At 59.7% G+C, this 21,279-nt stretch carries 19 protein-coding genes; 11 read left to right on the top strand and 8 right to left on the bottom strand.

Annotated features, from left to right (window positions below):
- Positions 1–48: 48 nt before the first annotated feature.
- The 5 genes from ED661_RS07785 to ED661_RS07765 are packed head-to-tail and all read left to right on the top strand — an operon-like array spanning position 49 to position 4,584.
- Entirely contained in the window at positions 49–1,185 is a 1,137-nt protein-coding gene (locus ED661_RS07785; protein WP_122073314.1) for an ABC transporter substrate-binding protein, read from the top strand.
- Between the two features lie 59 nt (positions 1,186–1,244).
- The gene (locus ED661_RS07780; RefSeq protein WP_122073313.1) at positions 1,245–2,165 is read left to right on the top strand and encodes a branched-chain amino acid ABC transporter permease; all 921 of its coding nucleotides are present in this window, start codon (positions 1,245–1,247) and stop codon (positions 2,163–2,165) included.
- Position 2,166: 1 nt separating this feature from the next.
- Positions 2,167–3,150 (top strand): branched-chain amino acid ABC transporter permease, encoded by a 984-nt coding sequence (locus ED661_RS07775; protein ID WP_122073312.1) that lies wholly within the window; start codon positions 2,167–2,169, stop codon positions 3,148–3,150.
- A complete protein-coding gene (locus tag ED661_RS07770; protein ID WP_122073311.1) occupies positions 3,143–3,898 on the top strand; it encodes an ABC transporter ATP-binding protein in 756 nt (251 codons plus the stop codon). Before ED661_RS07775 ends, ED661_RS07770 begins: the two co-directional genes overlap by 8 nt.
- Positions 3,895–4,584 carry an ABC transporter ATP-binding protein gene (locus tag ED661_RS07765; protein WP_122073310.1) on the top strand — a complete coding sequence of 230 codons (690 nt, stop codon included), beginning with the start codon at positions 3,895–3,897 and terminating at the stop codon, positions 4,582–4,584. Before ED661_RS07770 ends, ED661_RS07765 begins: the two co-directional genes overlap by 4 nt.
- Positions 4,585–4,807: 223 nt before the next feature.
- On the opposite strand, the gene ED661_RS07760 is transcribed toward ED661_RS07765, so the two are convergent.
- The 6 genes from ED661_RS07760 to ED661_RS07735 all read right to left on the bottom strand — a co-directional run bounded on the left by ED661_RS07760 (position 4,808) and on the right by ED661_RS07735 (position 11,354).
- Positions 4,808–5,392, bottom strand: coding sequence for a hypothetical protein (locus ED661_RS07760; RefSeq protein ID WP_122073309.1), 585 nt, complete (start codon positions 5,390–5,392; stop codon positions 4,808–4,810).
- A 117-nt stretch (positions 5,393–5,509) separates the two neighbouring features.
- On the bottom strand, positions 5,510–6,784 hold the full coding sequence (locus ED661_RS07755) for an amidohydrolase family protein (protein WP_122073308.1): 1,275 nt from the start codon (positions 6,782–6,784) through the stop codon (positions 5,510–5,512).
- The gene (locus ED661_RS07750; protein WP_122073307.1) at positions 6,784–7,728 is read right to left on the bottom strand and encodes an ABC transporter permease; all 945 of its coding nucleotides are present in this window, start codon (positions 7,726–7,728) and stop codon (positions 6,784–6,786) included. Before ED661_RS07750 ends, ED661_RS07755 begins: the two co-directional genes overlap by 1 nt.
- Before the next feature lies 1 nt (position 7,729).
- A complete protein-coding gene (locus ED661_RS07745) occupies positions 7,730–8,779 on the bottom strand; it encodes an ABC transporter permease (RefSeq protein WP_122073306.1) in 1,050 nt (349 codons plus the stop codon).
- Positions 8,769–10,313, bottom strand: a complete 1,545-nt coding sequence (locus tag ED661_RS07740; protein ID WP_122073305.1) for an ABC transporter ATP-binding protein — start codon at positions 10,311–10,313, stop codon at positions 8,769–8,771. The genes ED661_RS07745 and ED661_RS07740 overlap by 11 nt, the downstream gene beginning before the upstream one ends.
- Before the next feature lie 15 nt (positions 10,314–10,328).
- Entirely contained in the window at positions 10,329–11,354 is a 1,026-nt protein-coding gene (locus ED661_RS07735; RefSeq protein ID WP_122073304.1) for a BMP family protein, read from the bottom strand.
- A 298-nt stretch (positions 11,355–11,652) separates the two neighbouring features.
- Between ED661_RS07735 and ED661_RS07730 the strand changes: the two genes are divergently transcribed.
- Genes ED661_RS07730 through ED661_RS07715 form a run of 4 tightly spaced genes read left to right on the top strand, consistent with a single transcriptional unit; the run spans position 11,653 to position 16,727 of the window.
- Positions 11,653–12,903 (top strand): sarcosine oxidase subunit beta family protein, encoded by a 1,251-nt coding sequence (locus ED661_RS07730; protein ID WP_122073380.1) that lies wholly within the window; start codon positions 11,653–11,655, stop codon positions 12,901–12,903.
- Between the two features lie 23 nt (positions 12,904–12,926).
- Positions 12,927–13,214 carry a sarcosine oxidase subunit delta gene (locus ED661_RS07725; protein ID WP_122073303.1) on the top strand — a complete coding sequence of 96 codons (288 nt, stop codon included), beginning with the start codon at positions 12,927–12,929 and terminating at the stop codon, positions 13,212–13,214.
- Positions 13,211–16,168 carry a sarcosine oxidase subunit alpha family protein gene (locus tag ED661_RS07720; protein WP_122073302.1) on the top strand — a complete coding sequence of 986 codons (2,958 nt, stop codon included), beginning with the start codon at positions 13,211–13,213 and terminating at the stop codon, positions 16,166–16,168. Before ED661_RS07725 ends, ED661_RS07720 begins: the two co-directional genes overlap by 4 nt.
- Positions 16,161–16,727 carry a sarcosine oxidase subunit gamma gene (locus ED661_RS07715; RefSeq protein WP_122073301.1) on the top strand — a complete coding sequence of 189 codons (567 nt, stop codon included), beginning with the start codon at positions 16,161–16,163 and terminating at the stop codon, positions 16,725–16,727. The genes ED661_RS07720 and ED661_RS07715 overlap by 8 nt, the downstream gene beginning before the upstream one ends.
- Before the next feature lie 15 nt (positions 16,728–16,742).
- On the opposite strand, the gene ED661_RS07710 is transcribed toward ED661_RS07715, so the two are convergent.
- On the bottom strand, positions 16,743–17,771 hold the full coding sequence (locus ED661_RS07710; protein WP_122073300.1) for a GlxA family transcriptional regulator: 1,029 nt from the start codon (positions 17,769–17,771) through the stop codon (positions 16,743–16,745).
- Positions 17,772–18,704 carry a LysR family transcriptional regulator gene (locus tag ED661_RS07705; RefSeq protein WP_122073299.1) on the bottom strand — a complete coding sequence of 311 codons (933 nt, stop codon included), beginning with the start codon at positions 18,702–18,704 and terminating at the stop codon, positions 17,772–17,774.
- Positions 18,705–18,813: 109 nt separating this feature from the next.
- Between ED661_RS07705 and ED661_RS07700 the strand changes: the two genes are divergently transcribed.
- On the top strand, positions 18,814–20,265 hold the full coding sequence (locus tag ED661_RS07700) for an aldehyde dehydrogenase family protein (protein WP_122073379.1): 1,452 nt from the start codon (positions 18,814–18,816) through the stop codon (positions 20,263–20,265).
- Positions 20,265–21,245 carry a membrane dipeptidase gene (locus tag ED661_RS07695; protein WP_122073298.1) on the top strand — a complete coding sequence of 327 codons (981 nt, stop codon included), beginning with the start codon at positions 20,265–20,267 and terminating at the stop codon, positions 21,243–21,245. The genes ED661_RS07700 and ED661_RS07695 overlap by 1 nt, the downstream gene beginning before the upstream one ends.
- The last annotated feature ends 34 nt before the right edge of the window (positions 21,246–21,279 follow it).

Raw genomic sequence — 21,279 nt, 5'->3', positions numbered from 1 at the left:
GACCAACGCGGGGCAGGCACATTGAAGTACTTAGGGAGTATGCGAACAATGAAGATTTTGAAATCACTCGCGATGGCGACAGCTGTGTCGACGCTGGCCCTTGCCGCGCAGGCGGAGACCAAAATTGGTATGATCACCACCCTGTCCGGCGGTGGCGCTGGGCTGGGCGTTGATGTGCGCGATGGCTTTATGCTGGCCATTGAGGCCGCAGGCCGCGACGATATTGAAGTGGTGATCGAGGACGATCAGCGCAAACCCGAAAGCGCCGTGCAGATTGCTGACCGCATGATCCAGTCGGAAAAGGTCGACATCCTGACCGGCATCATCTGGTCGAACCTTGCCATGGCGGTGGTGCCAGCGGCCACGGCGCAGGATGTGTTTTACCTTTCGCCCAATGCCGGCCCTTCGGTTCTGGCCGGCAAGCGTTGCCACAAGAACTACTTCAACGTCGCCTGGCAGAATGACAACCTCCACGAGGCCGCCGGCGCCTATGCCAATGACGCGGATCTGAAGAACAGCTTTATCCTGGCGCCGAACTACCCGGCGGGCAAGGATGCGCTGACGGGCTACAAACGCATGTATGGCGGCGAGCTGGCCGGTGAAATCTACACCAAGCTGGGTCAGACCGATTATGCCGCCGAGATCGCGCAGATCCGCGCCTCCGGCGCTGACTCGGTCTATTTCTTCCTGCCCGGTGGCATGGGGATTTCCTTCCTCAAGCAATATGCCGACAGCGGTGTCGACCTGCCAGTTGTAGGCCCGGCCTTCAGCTTTGATCAGGGCATCCTGCAGGCCGTGGGCGCCGCAGCTCTGGGCATCAAGAACACCTCGCAGTGGAACAAGGATATCGACAATGCGGCCAATGCCGCCTTTGTGGCTGACTTCCAAGAGAAATATGGCCGTCTGCCGTCGCTCTATGCCAGTCAGGGCTTTGACACGGCCAATCTGATCCTCAGCGCGCTGGATAAGGCCGAGGTCTCGGATCAGGACGCCTTCCGCGCCGCGCTCAAGGCTGCTGAGTTTGACTCGGTACGCGGTGACTTCAAGTTTGGCGACAACCATCATCCGGTGCAGAACATCTATGTGCGCGAAGTGATCCAGGAAGGTGATGTTTTCACCAACAAGATCATCGCCACCGGTCTGAGCAATCACGCGGACGCCTATGCGTCTGAGTGCAATATGTAAGCGACCTTGAAAGCTGGGGCCGCGCATGATCGTGGCCCCATGCCAAGGAAAGAACTCCCATGTCTCTTATTCTCATTCTTGAGCAGGTCCTGAACGGTTTACAGTTCGGGGTCATGCTCTTCCTGATGGCTGCTGGTCTGACCCTGGTCTTTGGCGTCATGGGGTTGATCAACCTCGCACATGGTGCGCTCTATATGGTTGGCGCCTTTGCGGCGGCCGCTGTTGCGGGCTGGACCGGATCTTTTGTGCTGGCGCTGATGGCCAGCCTGGCGGCTGCCGCTGCGGCTGGTGCGCTGGTCGAGGTCACCGTCATTCGCCGATTGTATGATCGCGACCATCTGGATCAGGTGCTGGCGACCTTTGCACTGATCCTGATCTTTTCCGAGGGCACCCGCTGGCTCTTTGGATCTTTTCCGCTGTTTCTGGACGTGCCGAGCTATCTGTCCGGGCCGGTGACACTGCCGGGCGGTATTCAGTACCCGCTCTACCGTTTGGCGATCATCGTCATCGGGCTGGTGGTCGGGGCCGGGCTGTTCTGGCTGATTGCCCGCACCCGCATCGGCGTGCAGATCCGCGCTGGTGAAGCCGACCGTGAGATGATCGCGGCGCTGGGCGTGGATATCTCCAAGCTCTACACGTTGGTCTTTGCACTCGGCGCTGCGCTGGCTGGTCTGGCTGGGGCACTGGTCGGTGCGATCCAGTCGGTGCAGGTCGGCATGGGGGAGCCGGTGCTGATCCTGGCCTTTGTGGTCATCGTCATTGGTGGCATCGGCTCGATCAAGGGCGCGCTTGTGGGCGCGCTGTTGGTGGGGTTGACGGACACATTGGGCGGGGTGTTCCTGCCACGGCTCTTTGCGCTGATGATGGAGCCCGCAAATGCGGCTTCACTGGGGGCCTCACTGGCCTCAATGCTGATTTATATTCTGATGGCGGCAGTCCTGCTGGTCCGCCCATCCGGCCTGTTTGGGGGGAGCGCCTAAGATGGGACGCGAAAGACTATTTAACGCCGCAATTTTGTTGGCGCTGCTGGCTGTGCCGATATTAGCCTGGCAAATGGACGAACCCTTTATCATCACTTTGGCGACCAAAGTGGCAATCCTGGCACTGGCAGGCGTGGGGCTGAACATCGCCTTGGGTCTTGGCGGGTTGGTCAGCCTGGGGCATGCGGCCTTTTTTGGCATTGGCGGCTATGCCATGGGTATTCTGGCCTCGCATGCGCAGAACTATGAGCCGCTGTTTGCCTGGCCCTTTCTGTTTGAAGGCAGCAACCAGATGCCATTGATCTGGCTGGTGGCGGTGTTGGCCAGCGCCGGTGCTGCGCTGGTGATCGGGGCGCTTTCCCTGCGCACCTCGGGCGTTTACTTCATCATGATCACCCTGGCCTTTGGGCAGATGCTCTATTACTTTGCCATCAGCTGGTCCGCCTATGGCGGCGAAGACGGGCTGTCGATCTGGGTGCGTAATGAGATGCCGGGGGTGAACACCCTGGACCCGATCCAGTTTTTTGCCGTCACCTTTGTGATCCTCGGCCTCTCCCTGTGGTTCGCCGCACGCCTCGCTCAATCGGCGTTTGGCCTTGCTCTGTCTGCAGCACGCCAGTCTGAGGAACGGGTGGAAACCGTAGGTCTGGCACCGTTCAAGCTGCGGCTCATGGCCTTTGTTATTTCCGGCGCCATTACCGGTCTGGCGGGCGCGTTGTTTGCCGATCTCAACCGTTTTGTCAGCCCGACCATGCTGAGCTGGCATACCAGCGGTGAGATCATGATCTTTGTCATTCTCGGCGGCGTGGGGCGGCTTTATGGGCCTGTCGTGGGCGCGGCGGTCTATATCCTGCTCGAGCATCTCTTGGGAGGGATCAGCGAGTACTGGCAGATCTTCCTTGGGTTGCTGCTACTTGGCATGGTGCTCTTTGCCCGGGGTGGCTTGATCGGCGCCCTGCTGGGCCGGGAGGTGGCACATGACTGATGTGGTTCTGAAGGTTGAAAACCTGTCCAAAAGCTTTGGCGCTCTGAAGGCCAGCAACGATATCTCGCTGGATCTGCGCCCCGGGGAAATCCACGCGCTGATTGGGCCCAATGGGGCCGGGAAATCCACGCTGATCAAACAGATTTCGGGCAGCCTGCGCCCGGATGCAGGCCGGATCGAGGCGCTGGGCCAGGATGTGACAGCGCTGGACACTGTGGCGCGGGCGCATCTGGGTCTGGGGCGCACCTTTCAGATCTCCTCCTTGGCGATGGAGTTCTCGGTCCTGCAAAACGTGGTGCTGGGGGCGCTGGGCGCGCGGGGGCGGGCCTTTGGGTTGTTTCGCAATGTGATGAAGGACAAGGCGCTGCTTGCCACCGCGCAGGAAGCCTTGGAACGGGTGGGGCTGCAGGCAGCAGCTCAACAGCGCACTGCTGACCTGTCTCACGGGCAACGTCGGCAGCTGGAAGTGGCTGTGGCCCTGACTCTGAAACCACGTTTATTCCTGATGGATGAGCCCATGGCGGGGCTTGGCGCCAGTGGGTCAAAAGATCTGACGGGGTTTCTGGACACCCTGCGCCATGAGGCGCCGATCCTGTTGGTGGAGCATGACATGGATGCGGTTTTTGCCCTGGCGGATCGTATTTCGGTGCTGGTCTATGGCGCAGTCATCGCCACTGGCACTGCGGATGAGATCCGCAACAACTCCGAGGTGCGCCGCGCCTATCTGGGCGAGGAGGATTTGGTATGAGCCTATTGACTGTTCAGGGGCTCAAGGCCTCCTATGGTCCCTCGCAGGCGTTGTTTGGCGTTGACCTCTCCCTTGATGAGGGCGAGGTGCTGGCGCTGATGGGGCGCAATGGCATGGGCAAAAGCACTACCATCAAGGTGATCTGCGGCATGCTTGCGGCCTCTGATGGGGGGCTGGAATTTGCCGGGGCTGATCTGCGGCAGATGAAATCGCACCGGATTGCACAGCTGGGTATCGGCCTGGTGCCCGAAGGGCGGCGCTGCTTTGCGCCGCTGACCGTCGAGGAAAACCTGACCGCCGCTGCCCGTGCGGGGGAGTGGGGTTTTGACAAAGTGGCCGCGCTGTTTCCCCGTCTGGCAGAGCGGCGTCACCAAATGGCCGCGTCGCTTTCGGGCGGTGAGCAGCAGATGCTGGCGATTGGCCGCGCCCTGATGACCAACCCGCGGTTGCTGATCCTGGATGAGGCGACCGAGGGCCTAGCCCCTGTGGTGCGGCAGGAAATCTGGGCAGCGATTGGCCAGCTCAAGTCGCAGACGGGCATGGCCATTCTGGTGGTCGACAAGACCCTGAAGGAGCTGGCACAGGTCGCGGATAAGGCGGTTATCCTGAACAAGGGAGAGACCGTCTGGTCTGGCGGCATGCAGGATCTTACACCGGATCTAACTGATCTCTACTTAGGGGTTTGAGCGAGGGCAAAAGGTGCGTGGCTTGCGCCGGGCCACAGATACCTGCAGCCTATGAGCCGTATCACTACACTGCCGCGCCTGCCCCGTGGGGGCGGTTCGGGCGCTGTCAAAGCGGTACTTTGGCAATTTGTGCAACACTTGATTGCTAAGATCATTAAATGTCAGCTGAGCGGACGAAGCGGATCTTGGCTGCAGTCGCGCCGTGGTCTGTTGTCGTTTGCAGTCAAAGGGGGGCGGTTCTCGTCCATATTATTATGTCACTTGAACTTGAAAGCAGCAAAGAATTCCCCGAGTTTGAGAAACCCCAAGCCATTTGTTTATAGTCAGCGTCGAGCAAGTCGAACTTGGGTTCTCTTCCAAGCGTATGATCAGTAAAAATTGAACTTCCCGGATGCTGTAGAATGTAATAGTAAATCGGCCATGCGACTGGCAGCGCCTCAACAGACCATCCATCTTTTGTATAGGGCTTGAGCCCGCCGCCATCTATACCACTCATTCTGACGAGTTCATTTGTTCCACCACTCAAATCCCAAGCAGAAAGTGTTTCTGGATCGTATCCGTCCCGCTCACGATTTCGGTAGGTGATTTGTCCTGAAAGGCAGTCAACAACCGTTTGCCCCTGGGAACCAATTGCCACCAATTTATCAAGTTGAGGACTATCCTTACTTTCGTAGAAACCTAGAGCTACCAAACCACCAACAACAACTTCAGCTGTTCGCTTCCAACCAGTGGTTTCTGTAACAACCATTGCTCTGCTGAGAGTCTCCGTAACTACATCAAATTTGTCGTTCTTCTTTTTCCCAAACATATCCTTAGACTACACAGCACAGTTATGAGTCTCAAAGTCATAATGTCTAAAAAGTAGATCTTCGCGCCCTTCGCAGCATCCGGTAATTTGGGCTCTAACCAGACCTACAGGTAATTCCTAAACGACATGTCTGCGGCGCGAGGTTGCGGGGCGGTTGGGCAAAGATAGATCCGCATCTCCACGGGGCATACGAGAGATAACTCGCCCCTTAGAGACAACAGCCAGACGGGCCGGGCGCAGGCGGACGGCCTCTGTCGGGTTTGCCGCATCCAGCACCACCAGCGAAGCCAGGGCGCCGACCTTCAGGCCATAATCCTCGGCCCCGATGATCTGTGCATTGGTCTCGGTCACCATGGTGAAACAACGCGCCATCTCATCTGGATGGCTCATCTGCGCCACATGCAGCCCCATAAAGGCGACATCCAGCATGTCGCCGGTGCCAAGCGAATACCAGGGATCGCGCACGCAGTCCTGCCCCCAGCCCACCGGAATACCTAGCGCCTGCATCTCCTTGACCCGCGTCAATCCGCGCCGTTTGGGGAAGGTGTCGTGGCGCCCCTGCAGCATGATGTTGATCAGCGGATTGGGGATGGCAGAGACCCCGGCCTCGGCGATCAATGGCAGCAGTTTGGAGACATAATAATTGTCCATGGAATGCATCGAGGTCAGATGTGAGCCCGCAACCCGTCCCCGAAGCCCCAGACGCTGGGCTTCATAGGCCAGGGTCTCGATATGGCGGGAATGCGGATCGTCGCTCTCATCACAATGCATATCCACCATCAGACCCCGCGCGGCGGCAATCTCGCAGAGATCGCGGACCGAGGCCGTCCCATCCGCCATGGTGCGCTCAAAATGGGGAATACCGCCGACCACTTCGACGCCCATATCCAGCGCGCGCAGCAGGTTTTCGCGCCCGGTGGGGCTGCGGTACAATCCATCCTGTGGGAAGGCGACCAATTGCAGGTCGATGTAATCTTTGACCTTTTCGCGCACCTCCAGCATGGCGGTGACAGTGTTGAGGTGATCCGGCGTGGTGTCTACATGGCTGCGAATGGTCAACAGCCCGAGGCTCGCTGCCCAGTCACAATAGGTGAGGGCGCGCTCCACCATCTCATCAACCGATGCCTGGTCGCGCAGCTCGCCCCAAAGGGAAATGCCCTCGAGCAGGGTGCCGGAGGCATTGACCCGTGGCAGACCATAAGAGAGCGTTGCATCCAGATGGAAATGCGGATCGACAAAAGGGGGCGATACCAGATCGCCACTGGCGTCAATCACCTCGCCGGCCTCTCCCTCAATCTGCGGGGCGATAGCGGTGATGCGATTGCCGGAAATGGCGATATCCTGTTGGGAGCCATCGGGCAGGGTGCCGCCTTTGATAAGCAGGTCAAACATCATCTCTCGCCTTTGTTGAAGGGCACCATCAGCGCCGCTGGGATTTCGGCGCGGCGGGACATTACCACCAAGGCCAGAATGGACAGGAAATAGGGCAGCATCAAAAAGACCTGATAGGGCACCACGGCACCAATGCCGGTCTGTTGCAGCCGGATTTGCAAGGCGTCAAAGGCGGCAAACAGAACGGCGCCCAGCACCGCTTTGCCCGGTTTCCAGGCGCCAAAGACCACCAGCGCAATGCAGATCCAGCCGCGCCCGTTGACCATGTCAAAAAAGAAACTGTCAAAGGCTGAGAGCGTCAGGAAAGCGCCGCCCACGGCCATAAAGCCGGATCCAACAATGACCGCCCCCATGCGAATGGCCGTGACCGACAGGCCCTGTGCCGCCACCGCAGAGGGGTTCTCGCCCGCGGCGCGCACGGCAAGGCCCAGTGGTGTCCGGTAGAGAACAACAGCCGTCAGCCCGGCCAGGATGAACCCGGCATAGGTCAGCGGCGTTTGTGAAAACAGCGCCGGGCCAACAATCGGTAGGTCCGACAGCAGTGGGATCTCATAGGGTTGAAAGGCGGTGATCTTTGGGGGCGAGGAGACCTCGGGCAGGACCACGCGGTAGGTGTAGAAGGTGAGCGAGGTGGCTAGCAGCGTCAGGCCAATGCCCACCACATGCTGCGAAAGCCCAAAGGGCACGCTGAGGGTGGAATGCACCAGCCCCAGCATCATGCCGGTGATCATCGCCACGGCGACACCGCCCCACAATGGCAGGCCGCCCCAAACCGCAATCCAGCCGGCAAAGGCGCCCGCCACCATGATGCCCTCAATCCCGAGGTTCAGCACCCCGGCGCGTTCGCAGATCAGCTCGCCAATGGTGGCAAAGATCAGCGGCGAGGCAATGCGGATGGCGGCGGCCCAGAAACTGGCAGAAAGGAGAATATCGAACAGATCCATATCAGTCTCTCCGCACACGGAATTTGGTCAGCAGGATGGCCAGCACCATGAACAAGAGCGCCGAGGCCAGCATGATATCGGCGATATAGCTGGGCACGCCTACGGCGCGGCTCATACTGTCGGCGCCGACAAAGATCGCGGCGACAAACAGCGCGGCCAGCACCACACCAAGCGGGTGCAACAGCGCCAGCATGGCCACCACGATGCCGGTGTAGCCAAAGCCGGGCGACAGATCGAGCGTCAGCGCGCCCTTCAGGCCTGAGACCTCAGAGAAGCCTGCAAGCCCGGCCAAGCCACCAGAGAGCAGAGCGGTTTTTAGGATGACGCGGGTGACGGGGATACCGGCAAAGCCTGCGGCCTCGGCATTCTGGCCGACAGCGCGCATCTCATAGCCCAGGGTGGTGCGGGTGTTGATGACCCAGACCACAACGGCGGCGAGCAGTGCCAGAGCAAAACCCCAGTGCAGGCGCAGCCCTTCGACAATGCGGGGCAGGCGGGCCTCGGGCGTCAGCCGTGCCGATTTTGGCCAGCCCATCCCCATGGGATCCTTCAGCGGTCCTTCCAGCAGATAGGAGACAAACAGCAAAAAGATGAAGTTGAACAGCAGGGTTGTAACCACCTCATCCACACCCAGCCGGGTTTTCAGCAAAGCTGGTGCCAGTAGCAGGATCGCCCCGGCCAACATGGCAGCAAGGGCACAGAGCGGCAGCATCAGATAGCTGGGCAGCCCCAGGGCTCCGGTGCCCAGGATCACGGTGAGCACTGCGCCAGCATAGAGCTGCGCCTCGGCGCCGATGTTCCAAAGTTTGGCGCGAAAGGCGACGGCGATGGCGAGCCCGGTAAAGATCAGCGGCGTGGCGCTGTTGAGCGTTTCCAACAGGGAAAATTTGGAGCCAAAGGCGCCTTTCAGGATCAGGCCAAAGACCGCAAAGGGATTGCCGCCCGCAATCATTGCCAAGACGGCAGCCACCAGAAAGGTCGCAGTAATGGCCATGGCAGGGGGCACAAGGCGCCGGGCAGCACTGGGGGCTGCAATAGGTTCAAGCCGCATCAGGGGCCTCCGCGTCAAATCCATGGCCGGCCATCCAGCCGCCCAGCTCTTCGGGACGCATGCTGCCACGGGCAAAGCCCGGGCTGAGACGGCCTTCCGAGATCACGTGGATCACGTCTGACAATTGCATGATTTCGTCCAGGTCCTCAGAGATGAGCAAAACGGCAGCACCGCGATCGCGGGCCTTGGCCAGTTCCCCATGTACGTAGTTCACCGCGCCAATATCCAGGCCCCGAACGGGCTGATTGGCCAGAATGATCTGAGGTGCCTCTTCCAGCACGCGCCCCAGAATGAGTTTCTGCATATTGCCGCCCGAGAGCAGGCGAATGCGGATATCAGGACCAGGGCAGCGCACATCATAGGTCTGGATCAGATCCTTGGTAAAGGCGCGCGCTCGGGCCCAGTCCATCCAGCCACCGCGACTGAAGCGGGTGGCATAGGTTTCCAGTATGGCGTTCTCGGTGAGGTCAAAATCAGCGATGGTGCCGGTCTTGTGCCGGTCTTCGGGAATGCGGGCGATGCCCTGTGCAATGGCGCTGCGGGCGGACCAGTTGTTGACCTTCTGCCCGGCCAGAACCAACTCGCCGCTCGCAGGGCTGATCAGCCCGGAGAGCAGATCGGATAGGGCCGCTTGCCCATTGCCAGAGACCCCGGCAAGCCCGGTGATCTGGCCGGCTGCTAAGGCGAGATTCAGGGATTTTAACCCCGGTGCCGCGCCCTGATCGGGGGTGCTGACATCGCGCAACGACAGCAATGGAGCGCCGGGGGCTGCGCTCTCAATACTGGGGGCGGTGACTTCGGCGCCAACCATCAGCGCTGCCAGTTCTTCGCGATTGGTGCTGCCTGTGGCGCGTTCGGCCACCAATTTGCCATGGCGCAGCACCAGAACCCGGTGCGAAATTGCCATGACCTCATGCAGTTTATGGCTGATGAAAATTACCGACAGCCCGGTGGCGATGGCCTCCTCGAGTGTGGCAAACAGCGCCTCGGCCTCTTGCGGTGTCAGCACCGCTGTTGGTTCATCCAGGATCAGAATTCTGGCGTCGCGGTACAGCGCCTTGAGGATCTCGACCCGCTGGCGCTCGCCCACCGTCAAGCGGCCAACCTTGGCGCCTGGATCGACCTTGAGATGAAACCGCTCCGACAGGGCGCGAATGCGGGATTTCACCTCTCTGGGCTTTAGCGATAGTCCTGAGAGGTGATCAACACCCAAAACGATATTCTCCCAGACCGTCAGATTGTCGGCCAGGGTGAAATGCTGATGCACCATGCCAACGCCAGCATCCAATGCGGCGCGGGGCGCACCGGGCGGCAGGGGCTGGCCAAACAGTTCAACCGCGCCGGCATCGGTGGTATATTGGCCGAAGAGGATATTCATCAGTGTGGTCTTACCGGCGCCATTTTCACCCAACAAAGCGATGACTTCACCGCGATGCAGGTCAAAGCTCACGTCCTCATTGGCCGTCACCGGGCCAAAGCGTTTGGTGATGCCCTGAAGGCGCAGGACAACCTGCGCCTCTGTTTTTGTGCTCATGCGATCAGACCCGGATCAAGAGGATTTGGGCTCTTCGTCGTTGATGGCAACCGTATAGGAGCCATCCTTGATCGCTGCAGTGCGCTGGGCCACCAGATCAAGCGCCGCCTGCGGGATCTTGCCCTCAAAGGTGCCATAGGGCGCCAGCGAGCAGCCACCCTCCTTCATGAAGGAATAGGTGCCGTAGTCCTTGGCGGTGAAGCTGCCAGCCTGCACCGCAGCAATGGCGGCATCCAGCGTTGGTTCAAAATGCCAAATCGCCGAGGCCACAACCGTGTCGGGGTAGTCAGATTGGGTATCGATCACATTGCCAATGGCCAGTAGACCCTTTTCCTTGGCCGCATCCGAGACGCCAAAGCGTTCGGCATAGAGAATATCGGCGCCGTTTTCGGCCATGGCAAAGGCGGTTTCCTTGGCCTTGGGCGGGTCAAACCAGGAGCCGATAAAGGAGACCTGGAACTTCATGTCCGGATTCATCTCTTTAGCGCCGGCCATGAAGGCATGCATTAAGCGGTTGACCTCGGGAATGGGGAAACCACCAACCATGCCGATGTTGCCGGATTTGGACATGGCACCGGCAATGATGCCGGACAGATAGGCGGCGTCCTGGATGTAGTTGTCAAAGACCGACAGGTTCGGCACGGCGGCGTCTTCCTTGAAGGAGGAGCCCATCAGGAAGGCAACATCGGGATAGTCTGCCATGACTTCGCGGGCCTCGGCCTCGACGCCAAAGATTTCACCGATGATCATCTTATAGCCGCTTTCGGCATATTCGCGCATGACGCGGGAATAGTCCGAGTTCGAGGTGTTCTCAGAATAGGTGTAGCTGATATCGCCCCGGTCCTGCGCGGCCAGAGCGGCGACATGGATACGGCTGACCCATTGCTGCTCGACCGGAACCGTATAGATGCCGGCCACTTTGATCGGCTCGGCAGCCAATAGCCGTGCTGGGGACAGGCCCAGGCCCACTGTCAGAGCAGCAGCGGCGCTGGTTCCAAGGAATTGACGGCGCGTCGGTGCGCCCAAAACGGATTTGGTCATTGAAAGTCCCCCTGTGGAAATGCCGATCCTTTGCGGATCCTGACCAAAGGGTAAAAATATCCACCGGCCATGGCAAGAATACTTTCCTGTTTCTCACAAGCTCTTGGGATATTTGTTTAAAAAATATGCGCTGCGGGTGCTGTTTGGGAAATTTGTGCGTTTACCCAACTCTGTTGTGCTTTGGGGTTTGGTGGCCTGTCTCGGCAGCCTGTCGGTTTTGGTGGTGTTTTTGTCCAAAAGCGGCGCAGTTCCTGCTTTGCTGAGCTGCTTTTCTATGGGCGCTATTAATGAGGGTGCTATGGCCTATTCCGGACTGAGAATCATCAAGGAAGCCCTGAGCGGGCACAAGGGCTGGAAGCCAGCCTGGCGCGATCCAGAACCCAAGGGGCATTACGATATTGTCATCGTTGGCGGTGGTGGTCATGGTCTGGCAACGGCCTATTACCTGGCCTCGCGCTATCAGACAGCCCGGGTGGCGGTGCTGGAAAAAGGCTGGATCGGTGGCGGCAATGTGGGGCGCAACACCACCATTGTGCGTTCCAATTATCTGCTGGATGGCAATCAGTCTTTCTACAATCTCAGCCTGCGCATGTGGGAGGATCTGGAACAGGATCTGAACTACAATGCCATGGTCTCGCAGCGGGGCATTCTGAACCTGGTACACACGGATGCACAACGCGATGCGGCGCGGCGCCGGGGCAATGCGATGATCCTCGCTGGGGATGATGCCGAGCTGCTCGATACCGATGGGGTGCGGGAGTTGTACCCTTTCCTCAATTTTGAAAATGCGCGTTTCCCGATCAAAGGTGGCCTGCTGCACCGTCGTGGTGGCACCGTGCGCCACGATGCGGTGGCCTGGGGCTATGCGCGTGGCGCTGACCGGCGCGGTGTCGACATCATCCAGAATTGCGAAGTCACCGGCTTCAAGATCGAGAGTGGCAAATGCCTAGGGGTGGAAACCACCCGCGGCTTTATTGGCGCGGGTAAGGTTGGCGTTGCCGTTGCCGGCTCCTCCAGCCGGGTGATGCAAAAGGCGGGACTGCGCCTGCCATTGGAAAGCCACGTGTTGCAGGCCTTTGTCTCGGAAGGGCTGAAGCCGGTGATCCCGGGCGTCATTACCTATGGTGCTGGCCATTTCTATTGCAGCCAGTCGGACAAGGGCGGATTGGTCTTTGGCGGCGATATCGACATGTACAATACCTACGCTCAGCGCGGCAATCTGCCGGTGGTCGAGGATGTTCTGGAAAGCGGCATCTCGCTGATCCCGGCGCTGGGCCGGGTGCGCCTGCTGCGCAGCTGGGGCGGCATCATGGATATGTCGATGGATGGCTCTCCCTTTATCGACCGAACGCCCATCGACGGCCTCTATTTCAACGGCGGCTGGTGCTACGGCGGTTTCAAGGCAACGCCCGCTTCGGGCCTGTGTTTTGCGCATCTGATGGCGACGGACACCCCGCATGAGGTGGCCCGCGCCTATCGTCTGGACCGGTTCCGCAGCGGTCACATGATCGATGAAAAGGGCCAGGGCGCCCAACCCAACCTGCATTGACCCGCAAAGAAGGATATTGAGCGATGATGATCGACCATCCCCTGTTGGGTCTGCGTGACGCACAGGAATTCACCTATCTGGGCGACGCCAGCCTGATCGACCGTCCTGATTGGCAGGCCGAGAACGCGCAAGAGGCGTTTCACGACTATCTTTACCTGCGTGACAACCCGGCAGGTGAGCACCGCGAGTTGTGGTTCCACGAGACTGGGGATCGTTCCTGGCTGGTGGTGACCCGCAATACTCTGACCCATGAAATCACCAAGGTGGAACTGGCCCGCGATGTGGCCCGAGCGCGAGGGCGCAGCAAATGAACCAGATCAACCGACTGGCAGGCGGCCAGATCAACCGCGCCAAGGAACTGAGCTTCCGCTTTGATGGCCGCAGTTTCAAGGGCTATGAGGGCGATACCCTGGCCTCGGCGCTGCTGGCCAATGGCGAGCGCCTGATGGGCCGCTCCTTCAAATACCACCGCCCCCGCGGCGTGCTGACGGCTGGGTCGGAAGAGCCCAACGCGCTGGTCGAGCTGCGTCAAGGCAACCGGCAGGAGCCCAACACCCGCGCCACAGTGGCCGAGCTGTTTGAGGGGCTTGAGGCCAGTGCCCAGAACGCCTGGCCGTCGCTGCGGTTTGACGCCATGGCGGTGAACGACCGCTTCAGCAACTTCCTGACGGCGGGGTTCTATTACAAGACCTTCATGTGGCCAAAACCCTTTTGGGAAAAGGTCTATGAGCCAATCATCCGCAAGGCCGCCGGCCTTGGCAGTATTTCATTTGAGGAAGATCCCGATCTCTACGACAAGGGCTTCTTGCACTGCGATCTGCTGATCATTGGCGCTGGCCCTACAGGATTGGCTGCTGCATTGACGGCGGGTCGTTCCGGCGCGCGCGTGATCCTCGCAGATGAGGATTTCCGTATGGGCGGGCGTCTCAATGCTGAGACCCTGGCGCTGGGCGATGCATCCGGGTCTGACTGGGCGGCTGAAGCCCTGGCGGAACTGGCCAGCCTCGATAACGTGCGTCTGATGACCCGTACAACTGTTATTGGCGCTTTTGATCATGGTATCTACGGCGCGGTTGAGCGCGTGCAGGATCACCTGCCGCAAGCCATTGCTGACAAGCCCCGTCAGATCCTGTGGCGGATCTATTCGCGTAAGGCGATGCTCTGCGCGGGTGCGATGGAGCGCCCGATTGCCTTTGCCGACAACGATCGCCCGGGGGTTATGTTGGCCTCGGCAGTACGGTCCTATGTGAACCGTTGGGCTGCCGCGCCGGCGCAGGAGATCGCGATTTTCACCAATAATGACGATGGCCATCGCACCGCCGCCGATCTGATCGCCAGGGGCGTCAAAGTCCCGGCTGTCATCGATGTGCGCGCGGATGCGCCTGCGGTTGTGGGGGCTGAGCTCTTGGCAGGGGCAGAGGTGATTGGCACCGAAGGTCGTCTGGGACTCACATCTGTCACCGTGCGCCTCGCCAATGGTCAGACCCGCAAGATTAAATGCGGTGCTCTGGCAGTTTCTGGTGGCTGGAACCCCAATCTGCATCTCACCTGCCATCAGCGTGGACGCCCGCAGTGGAATGCCGAGCTCGCGGCTTTTGTGCCCGGACCCGACCTGCCAAGTGGCATGACGGTTGCAGGCGCCGCCAATGGTCAGCTCTCAACCGCGCGGGCCCTGGCGGGCGGCGCCACCGGCGCCATTGCGGCGCTTGACGATCTTGGCATCTCTGCCTCGGCGATTGATGTGCCACAGGCCGAGGATGCCCCGATTGCACTAAAGCCGTTTTGGCACGTGCAGGGTGGCAAATCACGCGCCTGGGTCGATCTGCAGAACGATGTGACCGTCAAGGATGTGAAGCTGGCGCATCAGGAGAACTTTGTCTCGGTCGAACACCTGAAACGCTATACCACGCTTGGCATGGCCACCGATCAGGGTAAGACCTCCAATATGCTCGGTCTTGCAGTGATGGCCGAGCTCACCGGCAAATCCATCCCCGAAACCGGCACCACCATTTTCCGCCCGCCCTACACACCTGTGCCCATGGGCACCATGGCAGGCCGCGCCACCGGCAAGCACTTCCACCCCACCCGCAAGACGCCCTCGCACCACTGGGCCGAAGAACAGGGCGCGGTTTTTACCGAAGTGGGGGACTGGCTGCGGGCGCAGTGGTTCCCGCGCCAGGGTGAAACCCATTGGCGCCAATCTGTGGACCGCGAAGTGCTGCAGACCCGTAAATCGGTGGGGGTCTGCGATGTGACCACCCTGGGCAAGATCGACGTGCAGGGCAAAGACGCAGCAACTTTCCTCAACAAAGTCTACGCCAATGCCTTTGCCAAATTACCGGTGGGCAAGGTGCGCTATGGCTTGATGCTGCGCGAAGATGGCATTGCCTATGACGATGGCACCGCCGCGCGTCTGGCCGAGGATCACTTTGTCGTCACCACCACCACCGCCAATGCGGTGCTGGCCTATCGCAATATGGAGTTCGCCCGTCAGTGCCTGTTCCCCGATCTGGACGTGCAGCTGATCTCCACCACCGAGGCCTGGGCGCAATATGCCGTGGCCGGTCCCAATGCGCGCAAGCTGTTGGAAAAAGTCGTTGATGCCGATGTAGACATCTCGAACGAGGGCTTCCCCTTCATGGCCTGCGGTGAAATCACCGTCTGTGGCGGGCTGCGGGCGCGGCTGTTCCGGATCTCCTTCTCGGGCGAGTTGGCCTATGAAATCGCAGTGCCAACCCGCTATGGCGATGCCTTGGTACGCGCCTTGATGGAGGCCGGAGAAGAGTTCGAAGTCACGCCTTACGGCACCGAAGCCCTGGGCGTGATGCGGATTGAAAAAGGTCATGCTGCAGGCAATGAGCTCAATGGCACCACCACGGCGCTCAACCTTGGTCTGGGGCGCATGGTCAGCAAGAAAAAGGACTGCATCGGCAATACTCTGAGCGAACGCGAAGGATTGAGTGATGAAAGCGGTCTGCGCCTGGTTGGCTTTAAACCCGTCTCGGCTACCGAGCCTGTCACCGCCGGAGCGCATCTGATGAATGCTAGCGGCGAGATCAGCGCCAGTACCGATCAAGGCTATATCACTTCGGCCTGTTTCTCACCCAATCTGGGCTGTTCTATCGGCATTGGCTTCCTCAAGGACGGCGCCAATCGTCTGGGCGAGGTGCTGCGCGCCGCCAACCCGCTGGAGGGCAGCACTGTCGAGGTCGAAGTGGTCTCGGCGCATTTCATCGATCCGGAAGGGGAGCGTCTTCGTGCATAAATTGAAACCCACCACCGCCCTTGGCGCGGACAAGCCCCAGATTGATCAATTTGACGGTTTGGAAATTGCAGAGCGCCCCGATTTTGCCCTCGCCAGCCTTGCGGCGCGGCAGGGCGCAGAGGCCCAATGCGCCGAGTTGGCAAAGGCCCATCTGGGTTTTGATTTACCCGCGGCCGGGCAGGGGCATTTGGCAGACCCCCATTCGGGGTTCTGGATGGGGGCGGATCAATGGATGATCTCGGCGCCCCAGGCCAGCCACGAAGATCTCGCAGCAGCGCTGAAAACTGCCGTGGGCGATGCGGGGTCGGTCAGCGAACAGACAGACGGCTGGTGTCGCTTTGATCTGTCAGGCCCTGGATTAAAGGCCGTGGTGGAGCGGTTGTGTAACGCCGATCTGACCAGCATGGCGCTTGGCGATGCGCGCCGTGTGCGTCTTGAGCATCTGGGCTGTTTTATCTGGTGCCTAGACCCCGGGCAGGCCGTGGCAATATTGGGGCCGCGTTCTTCTGCGGCCTCGCTGCATCACGCCTTGGTTGGGGCGGCTTTATCGGCGCTGTAAAGCGCCGATAAAGCCTCACATCGACGGCAAGACACTGTCGTCGATGACCCGAAGCGAGGTCTTGGCCTGACGTTCCTTATGTGGGCTGATGCCAAAGGTCTCGCGGTAGTGACGTTGAAAAGCGGCGGGCGAGCTATAGCCGACCATATAGCCAATGCTGGTCACCGATTCCTGACCATAAAGCACCAATTGCCGCGCCTCTTTCATCCGCATTTGCCGGTAGTATTTCAGCGGGCTTTGGCCTGTTGCCCGCTTAAAGCTGCGTTCCAGGCTGCGCGATGACATATGAAGCGCCTCGGCCACAACACTGATCTGGATCGGCGTTTCGATATTCTGTGCAAAGATCTCGATGGCCTGAGCGACCTTGGCGGGCAGCATGTCATTGCTGACGGCATTGCCCAGGGCTGGCAGTTTTTGCGGCACCGAGGCACCGCGCACAAAGGGATGCTGAAACCAACAGGCGGTCTCGGTGGTTATCGCCGCGCCAAGACGGGCCTCGATATGGTTGAGCATCAGATCAAACACTGCCGCCGCACCAGAGGCTGTCTGACAGCTTCCTTCATCGCTCATGACCGTTTGCAGGATTTCGATCTGCGGGAACTCAGCCTGAAAGGCAGCCTCGTAGCACCAATGCACCGACATGGGCTGTTTGGCCATGACACCGCTGCGTGCCAGAGGAAAAATTCCGCCACTAAAGGCGCCAACCTTGCCCCCCCGGCGCAGATGTCGCTGGAGCGCTGCATTGGCCTTGGCCGGGTCGTCAAAGCTGCCGTCCGGGCTGGCGACAAAAAACACATGGTCCAGCTCTGTGGCCTCAGAAAGCCGCATATCAGGTGCAAAACTGACACCGGCTGAAGAAGCAATGGGGCCCGTGCCCTCTGCCAGAATTTGCCAGCGAAAGGCCTGTTCGCCGGAGATTTCATTGGCCGCTCGTAGTGGCTCAATAGCCGAAGTGAGGCAGGCCATGGGAAATCCGGGGAAGATCAGGAAGCCGAGGGTGATAGGCTTGGCTGGCGCGCGTGGAGTTTGGGATGCGTCGTTCATCTAGGCTTCCTCTTTCCGGGGTGTCGACCGTGCGGTGGTGATCTGCTTGCTGGGTTGCAACTCGGCGACGGTGGCGATGATCTGGCGTTCCAATTCCCGCGCCGCCGGCGATACCGGATTACCTGCTTTGCGCAGCAGATGGATTTGGCGCCGCGCGCTGGCATCGGCCAGTGGGCAGAACACAAGCCCGGATGATTCGGCCAGTTTTGCGGTCATTTCCGGCAGAATCGTAACCCCAAGATCGGCCTGAACCATGGCCAAAAGCGACGTCATATTGTGAACTTTGAGCAGGGAGAGCTCGTGCAGCCGCTGTGAGGCAGATGCAGGGATCAGGGCCGACAGCGCATTGGCGATGAAACGATGCGGCGTCAGGTCTTCCCAAGTGAGCGGACGTGCCAGAGCGGCGAGCGGATGATGGGCGGCACAGACCAGCCCAAAGGCATCCGAGAGCAATTCCTGACGGTGCAGATTGCTGCCAGAGAGATTGGCGGTGGCAAGGCCGATATCCACCCTCTCGCGGGCCAATTCACGCAGTACCGAGGCCGAGTCCATATCGCGCAGCTCGATCTTTACCTCGGGGAAGTCTTTGGAATAGCTCAGGATTGCCTGGGGCAGGATGGAGCCTGCGACGGAGGGCACAGCCGCGATGCGCACCTGTCCCTGGCGGGCCTTGGCAAATCCTTCGATGGCTTGAATGGTGTTGTCGAACTGGCGCAATTCATGCTCGGCCTGTTCCAGCACAAACTCGCCCAGAGCACTCAGCTTATTCTTGCGGTCGGTTTCAAACAGGGGTTCGCCCAGATGCCCCTCAAGCTGCTTGAGCATCATCGAGACGGCAGAAGGGGTGCGCCCCAGCTGTTGGGCCGCTTCGCTCAACTTGCCGCGCCGCGCCACGATGGCAAAGCAACGGAGCATTTCAATTTTGATCGTCATTTCAGTTTTCCTGAAATTAGCTTCACTAGTTTGAGTTTGAATGAAGCGGCTCTCGGAGTCCATAAGCAATGAACTCAATTGCATGCTGACTGATACGGGGACCTATCTCATGAGCGAACTTCACAAGAACCTGATTGCTGGCGAATGGCTGGCTGGCGAAAGCGAGATCGAGAACCGCAACCCGTCTGATCTGTCGGACCTGGTTGGCATCTATGCACAGGCATCGGCGGATCAGCTGGAAGCCACTTTGGATCAGGCCCGCGTGGCACAGGCCGAATGGGCTGCCTATGGTCTGGAGCGCAAACAGGCTGTGCTGAACGCCATCGGCAACGAAATGATGGCCCGCGCCGAAGAGCTGGGCACGCTGCTGAGCCGCGAAGAAGGCAAGCCGCTGGCCGAAGGCAAAGGCGAAGTTTATCGCGCTGGTCAGTTCTTTACCTACTACGCTGCTGAATGCCTGCGCCAGCTGGGCGAGAATGCAGATTCCGTCCGTGACGGCGTTGAAATCGACGTGCGCCGCGAGCCTATCGGCACCGTGGCCATCATCAGCCCCTGGAACTTCCCCACTGCGACCGCCTCCTGGAAGATTGCGCCAGCGCTGTGCTACGGCAACGCGGTTGTCTGGAAACCTGCCAATGTGACCCCGGCGTCGGCTGTGGCTCTGGCGGAAATCATTGACCGTCAAGACATCCCTAAGGGTCTGTTCAGCCTGGTGGTTGGTGCTGGTCGCACCATTGGTCAGCGCCTGGTGGAAAGCCCCAAGATTGACGCGATCTCCTTTACCGGTTCGGTTCCCGTTGGTCGTGGTATTGCAACAGCAGCAATTCAGAACTTCACCAAAGTTCAGATGGAAATGGGCTCCAAAAACGCGCTGGCGGTGATGGATGACGCCGATATCGATCTGGCAGTGACCCTGGCCCTTGGTGGCGCCTTTGGCAGCACCGGTCAGAAATGCACCGCCTCGTCGCGTCTGGTTGTCCACTCCGCCGTTCACGACAGCTTTGTCGAAAAGCTGGTTGCCGGCGCAAAGGCAATGAAAGTTGGCCACGCGCTGGAAGCAGGCATCCAGATGGGCCCAGTGGTGAGCGAACAGCAGCTCAATGAAAACCTGGCCTATGTGGACTTGGGCAAATCCGAAGGTGCCGAGCTGGCCTGTGGTGGTCAGCGTCTCGAGATGCCAACCGAAGGCTTCTACATGTCCCCCGGTGTTTTCCTGAACTCCACTAACGACATGCGCATCAACCGCGAAGAGATGTTTGCGCCGCTGACCAGCGTGATCAAGGTTGGCAGCTACGAGGAAGCCCTGAGCGTGGTGAATGACACCAACTTTGGCCTGACCTCCGGCATCGTCACCCAGAACCTGGCCCGCGCCACCCATTTCCGCCGCAATGCGCGCACCGGTGTTGTTACCGTCAACCTGCCCACCGCAGGCACTGACTATCACGTGCCCTTTGGTGGTCGTGGTGACAGCTCCTATGGCCCGCGTGAGCAGGGCAAGACCGCGGCTGAGTTCTACACCACGGTCAAGACAGCCTACATCAGCGCCGGAAAGCCCGTCTGATGCGGATCGACGGTCTGCAATATGCCAACTGGTCGGAAAAGATTTTCCGCCAACTGCGAGAAGGGGGCGTGGATGCGATCCACGTCACCATCGCCTACCACGAGAGTTTTCGTGAAACGGTTCTGAACTTCGAGCAGTGGAACCGCTGGTTCGAGCAATATCCGGACCTGATCATGAAGGGGCAGTGGGCCTCCGATATCGATGTGGCCCGCGCAACGGGCCGCACCGCTGTGTTCTTTGGGTTCCAGAACCCCAGCCCGATGGAAGATGACATTGGTCTGGTTGAAATCCTGCACACATTGGGCGCCCGCTTCATGCAGCTGACCTATAACAACCAGTCGCTGCTGGCGACAGGCTGCTATGAATCCTACGACAGCGGCATCACCCGTATGGGCAAGCAGGTCATCAAAGAGATGAACCGTGTTGGCCTGGTGGTCGACATGAGCCACTCGGGCGATCGCTCCACCATCGAGGCGGCGGATATCTCTGAGCGTCCCATCGCGATCACCCATGCAAACCCTTATGACTGGTCGCCGGCACTGCGTAACAAGAAGGATGATGTCATCCGCGCCGTGACTGAAAACGGCGGCATGCTGGGCTTTTCGGTCTATCCGCATCACCTCAAAGGCAAGGGCGATTGCACGCTCGAGAGCTTTTGCCAGATGATCGCCGATACGGCAGGGAAGTATGGCGCTGAGCATCTCGGGATTGGCACTGACCTGTGTCAGGACCAACCGGACAGCATCGTTGAATGGATGCGGGTTGGCCGCTGGAGCAAGGAAATCGATTATGGCGAAGGCTCTGCCGCCGCCCCCGGTTTCCCTGAGATGCCCAGCTGGTTCAAGGACAACCGTGACTTCGGCAATGTCGAGACAGGCCTAAAGGCAACAGGTCTTAGCGATGCGGAGGTTGCCGGGATCATGGGCGGCAACTGGTACCGTTTCTTTAAAGAGAATTTCGACGCAGCTGCGGATCAGTAGCTGCAAATGTGAGTGACGGGAACGCGCGACCCGT

The sequence above is a fragment of the Pseudophaeobacter sp. EL27 genome (assembly GCF_900313025.1).
Lineage (GTDB): Bacteria > Pseudomonadota > Alphaproteobacteria > Rhodobacterales > Rhodobacteraceae > Pseudophaeobacter.
Note: the sequence above shows the minus strand (reverse complement) of the source record. Positions and strands in the feature narration are given on the sequence as shown.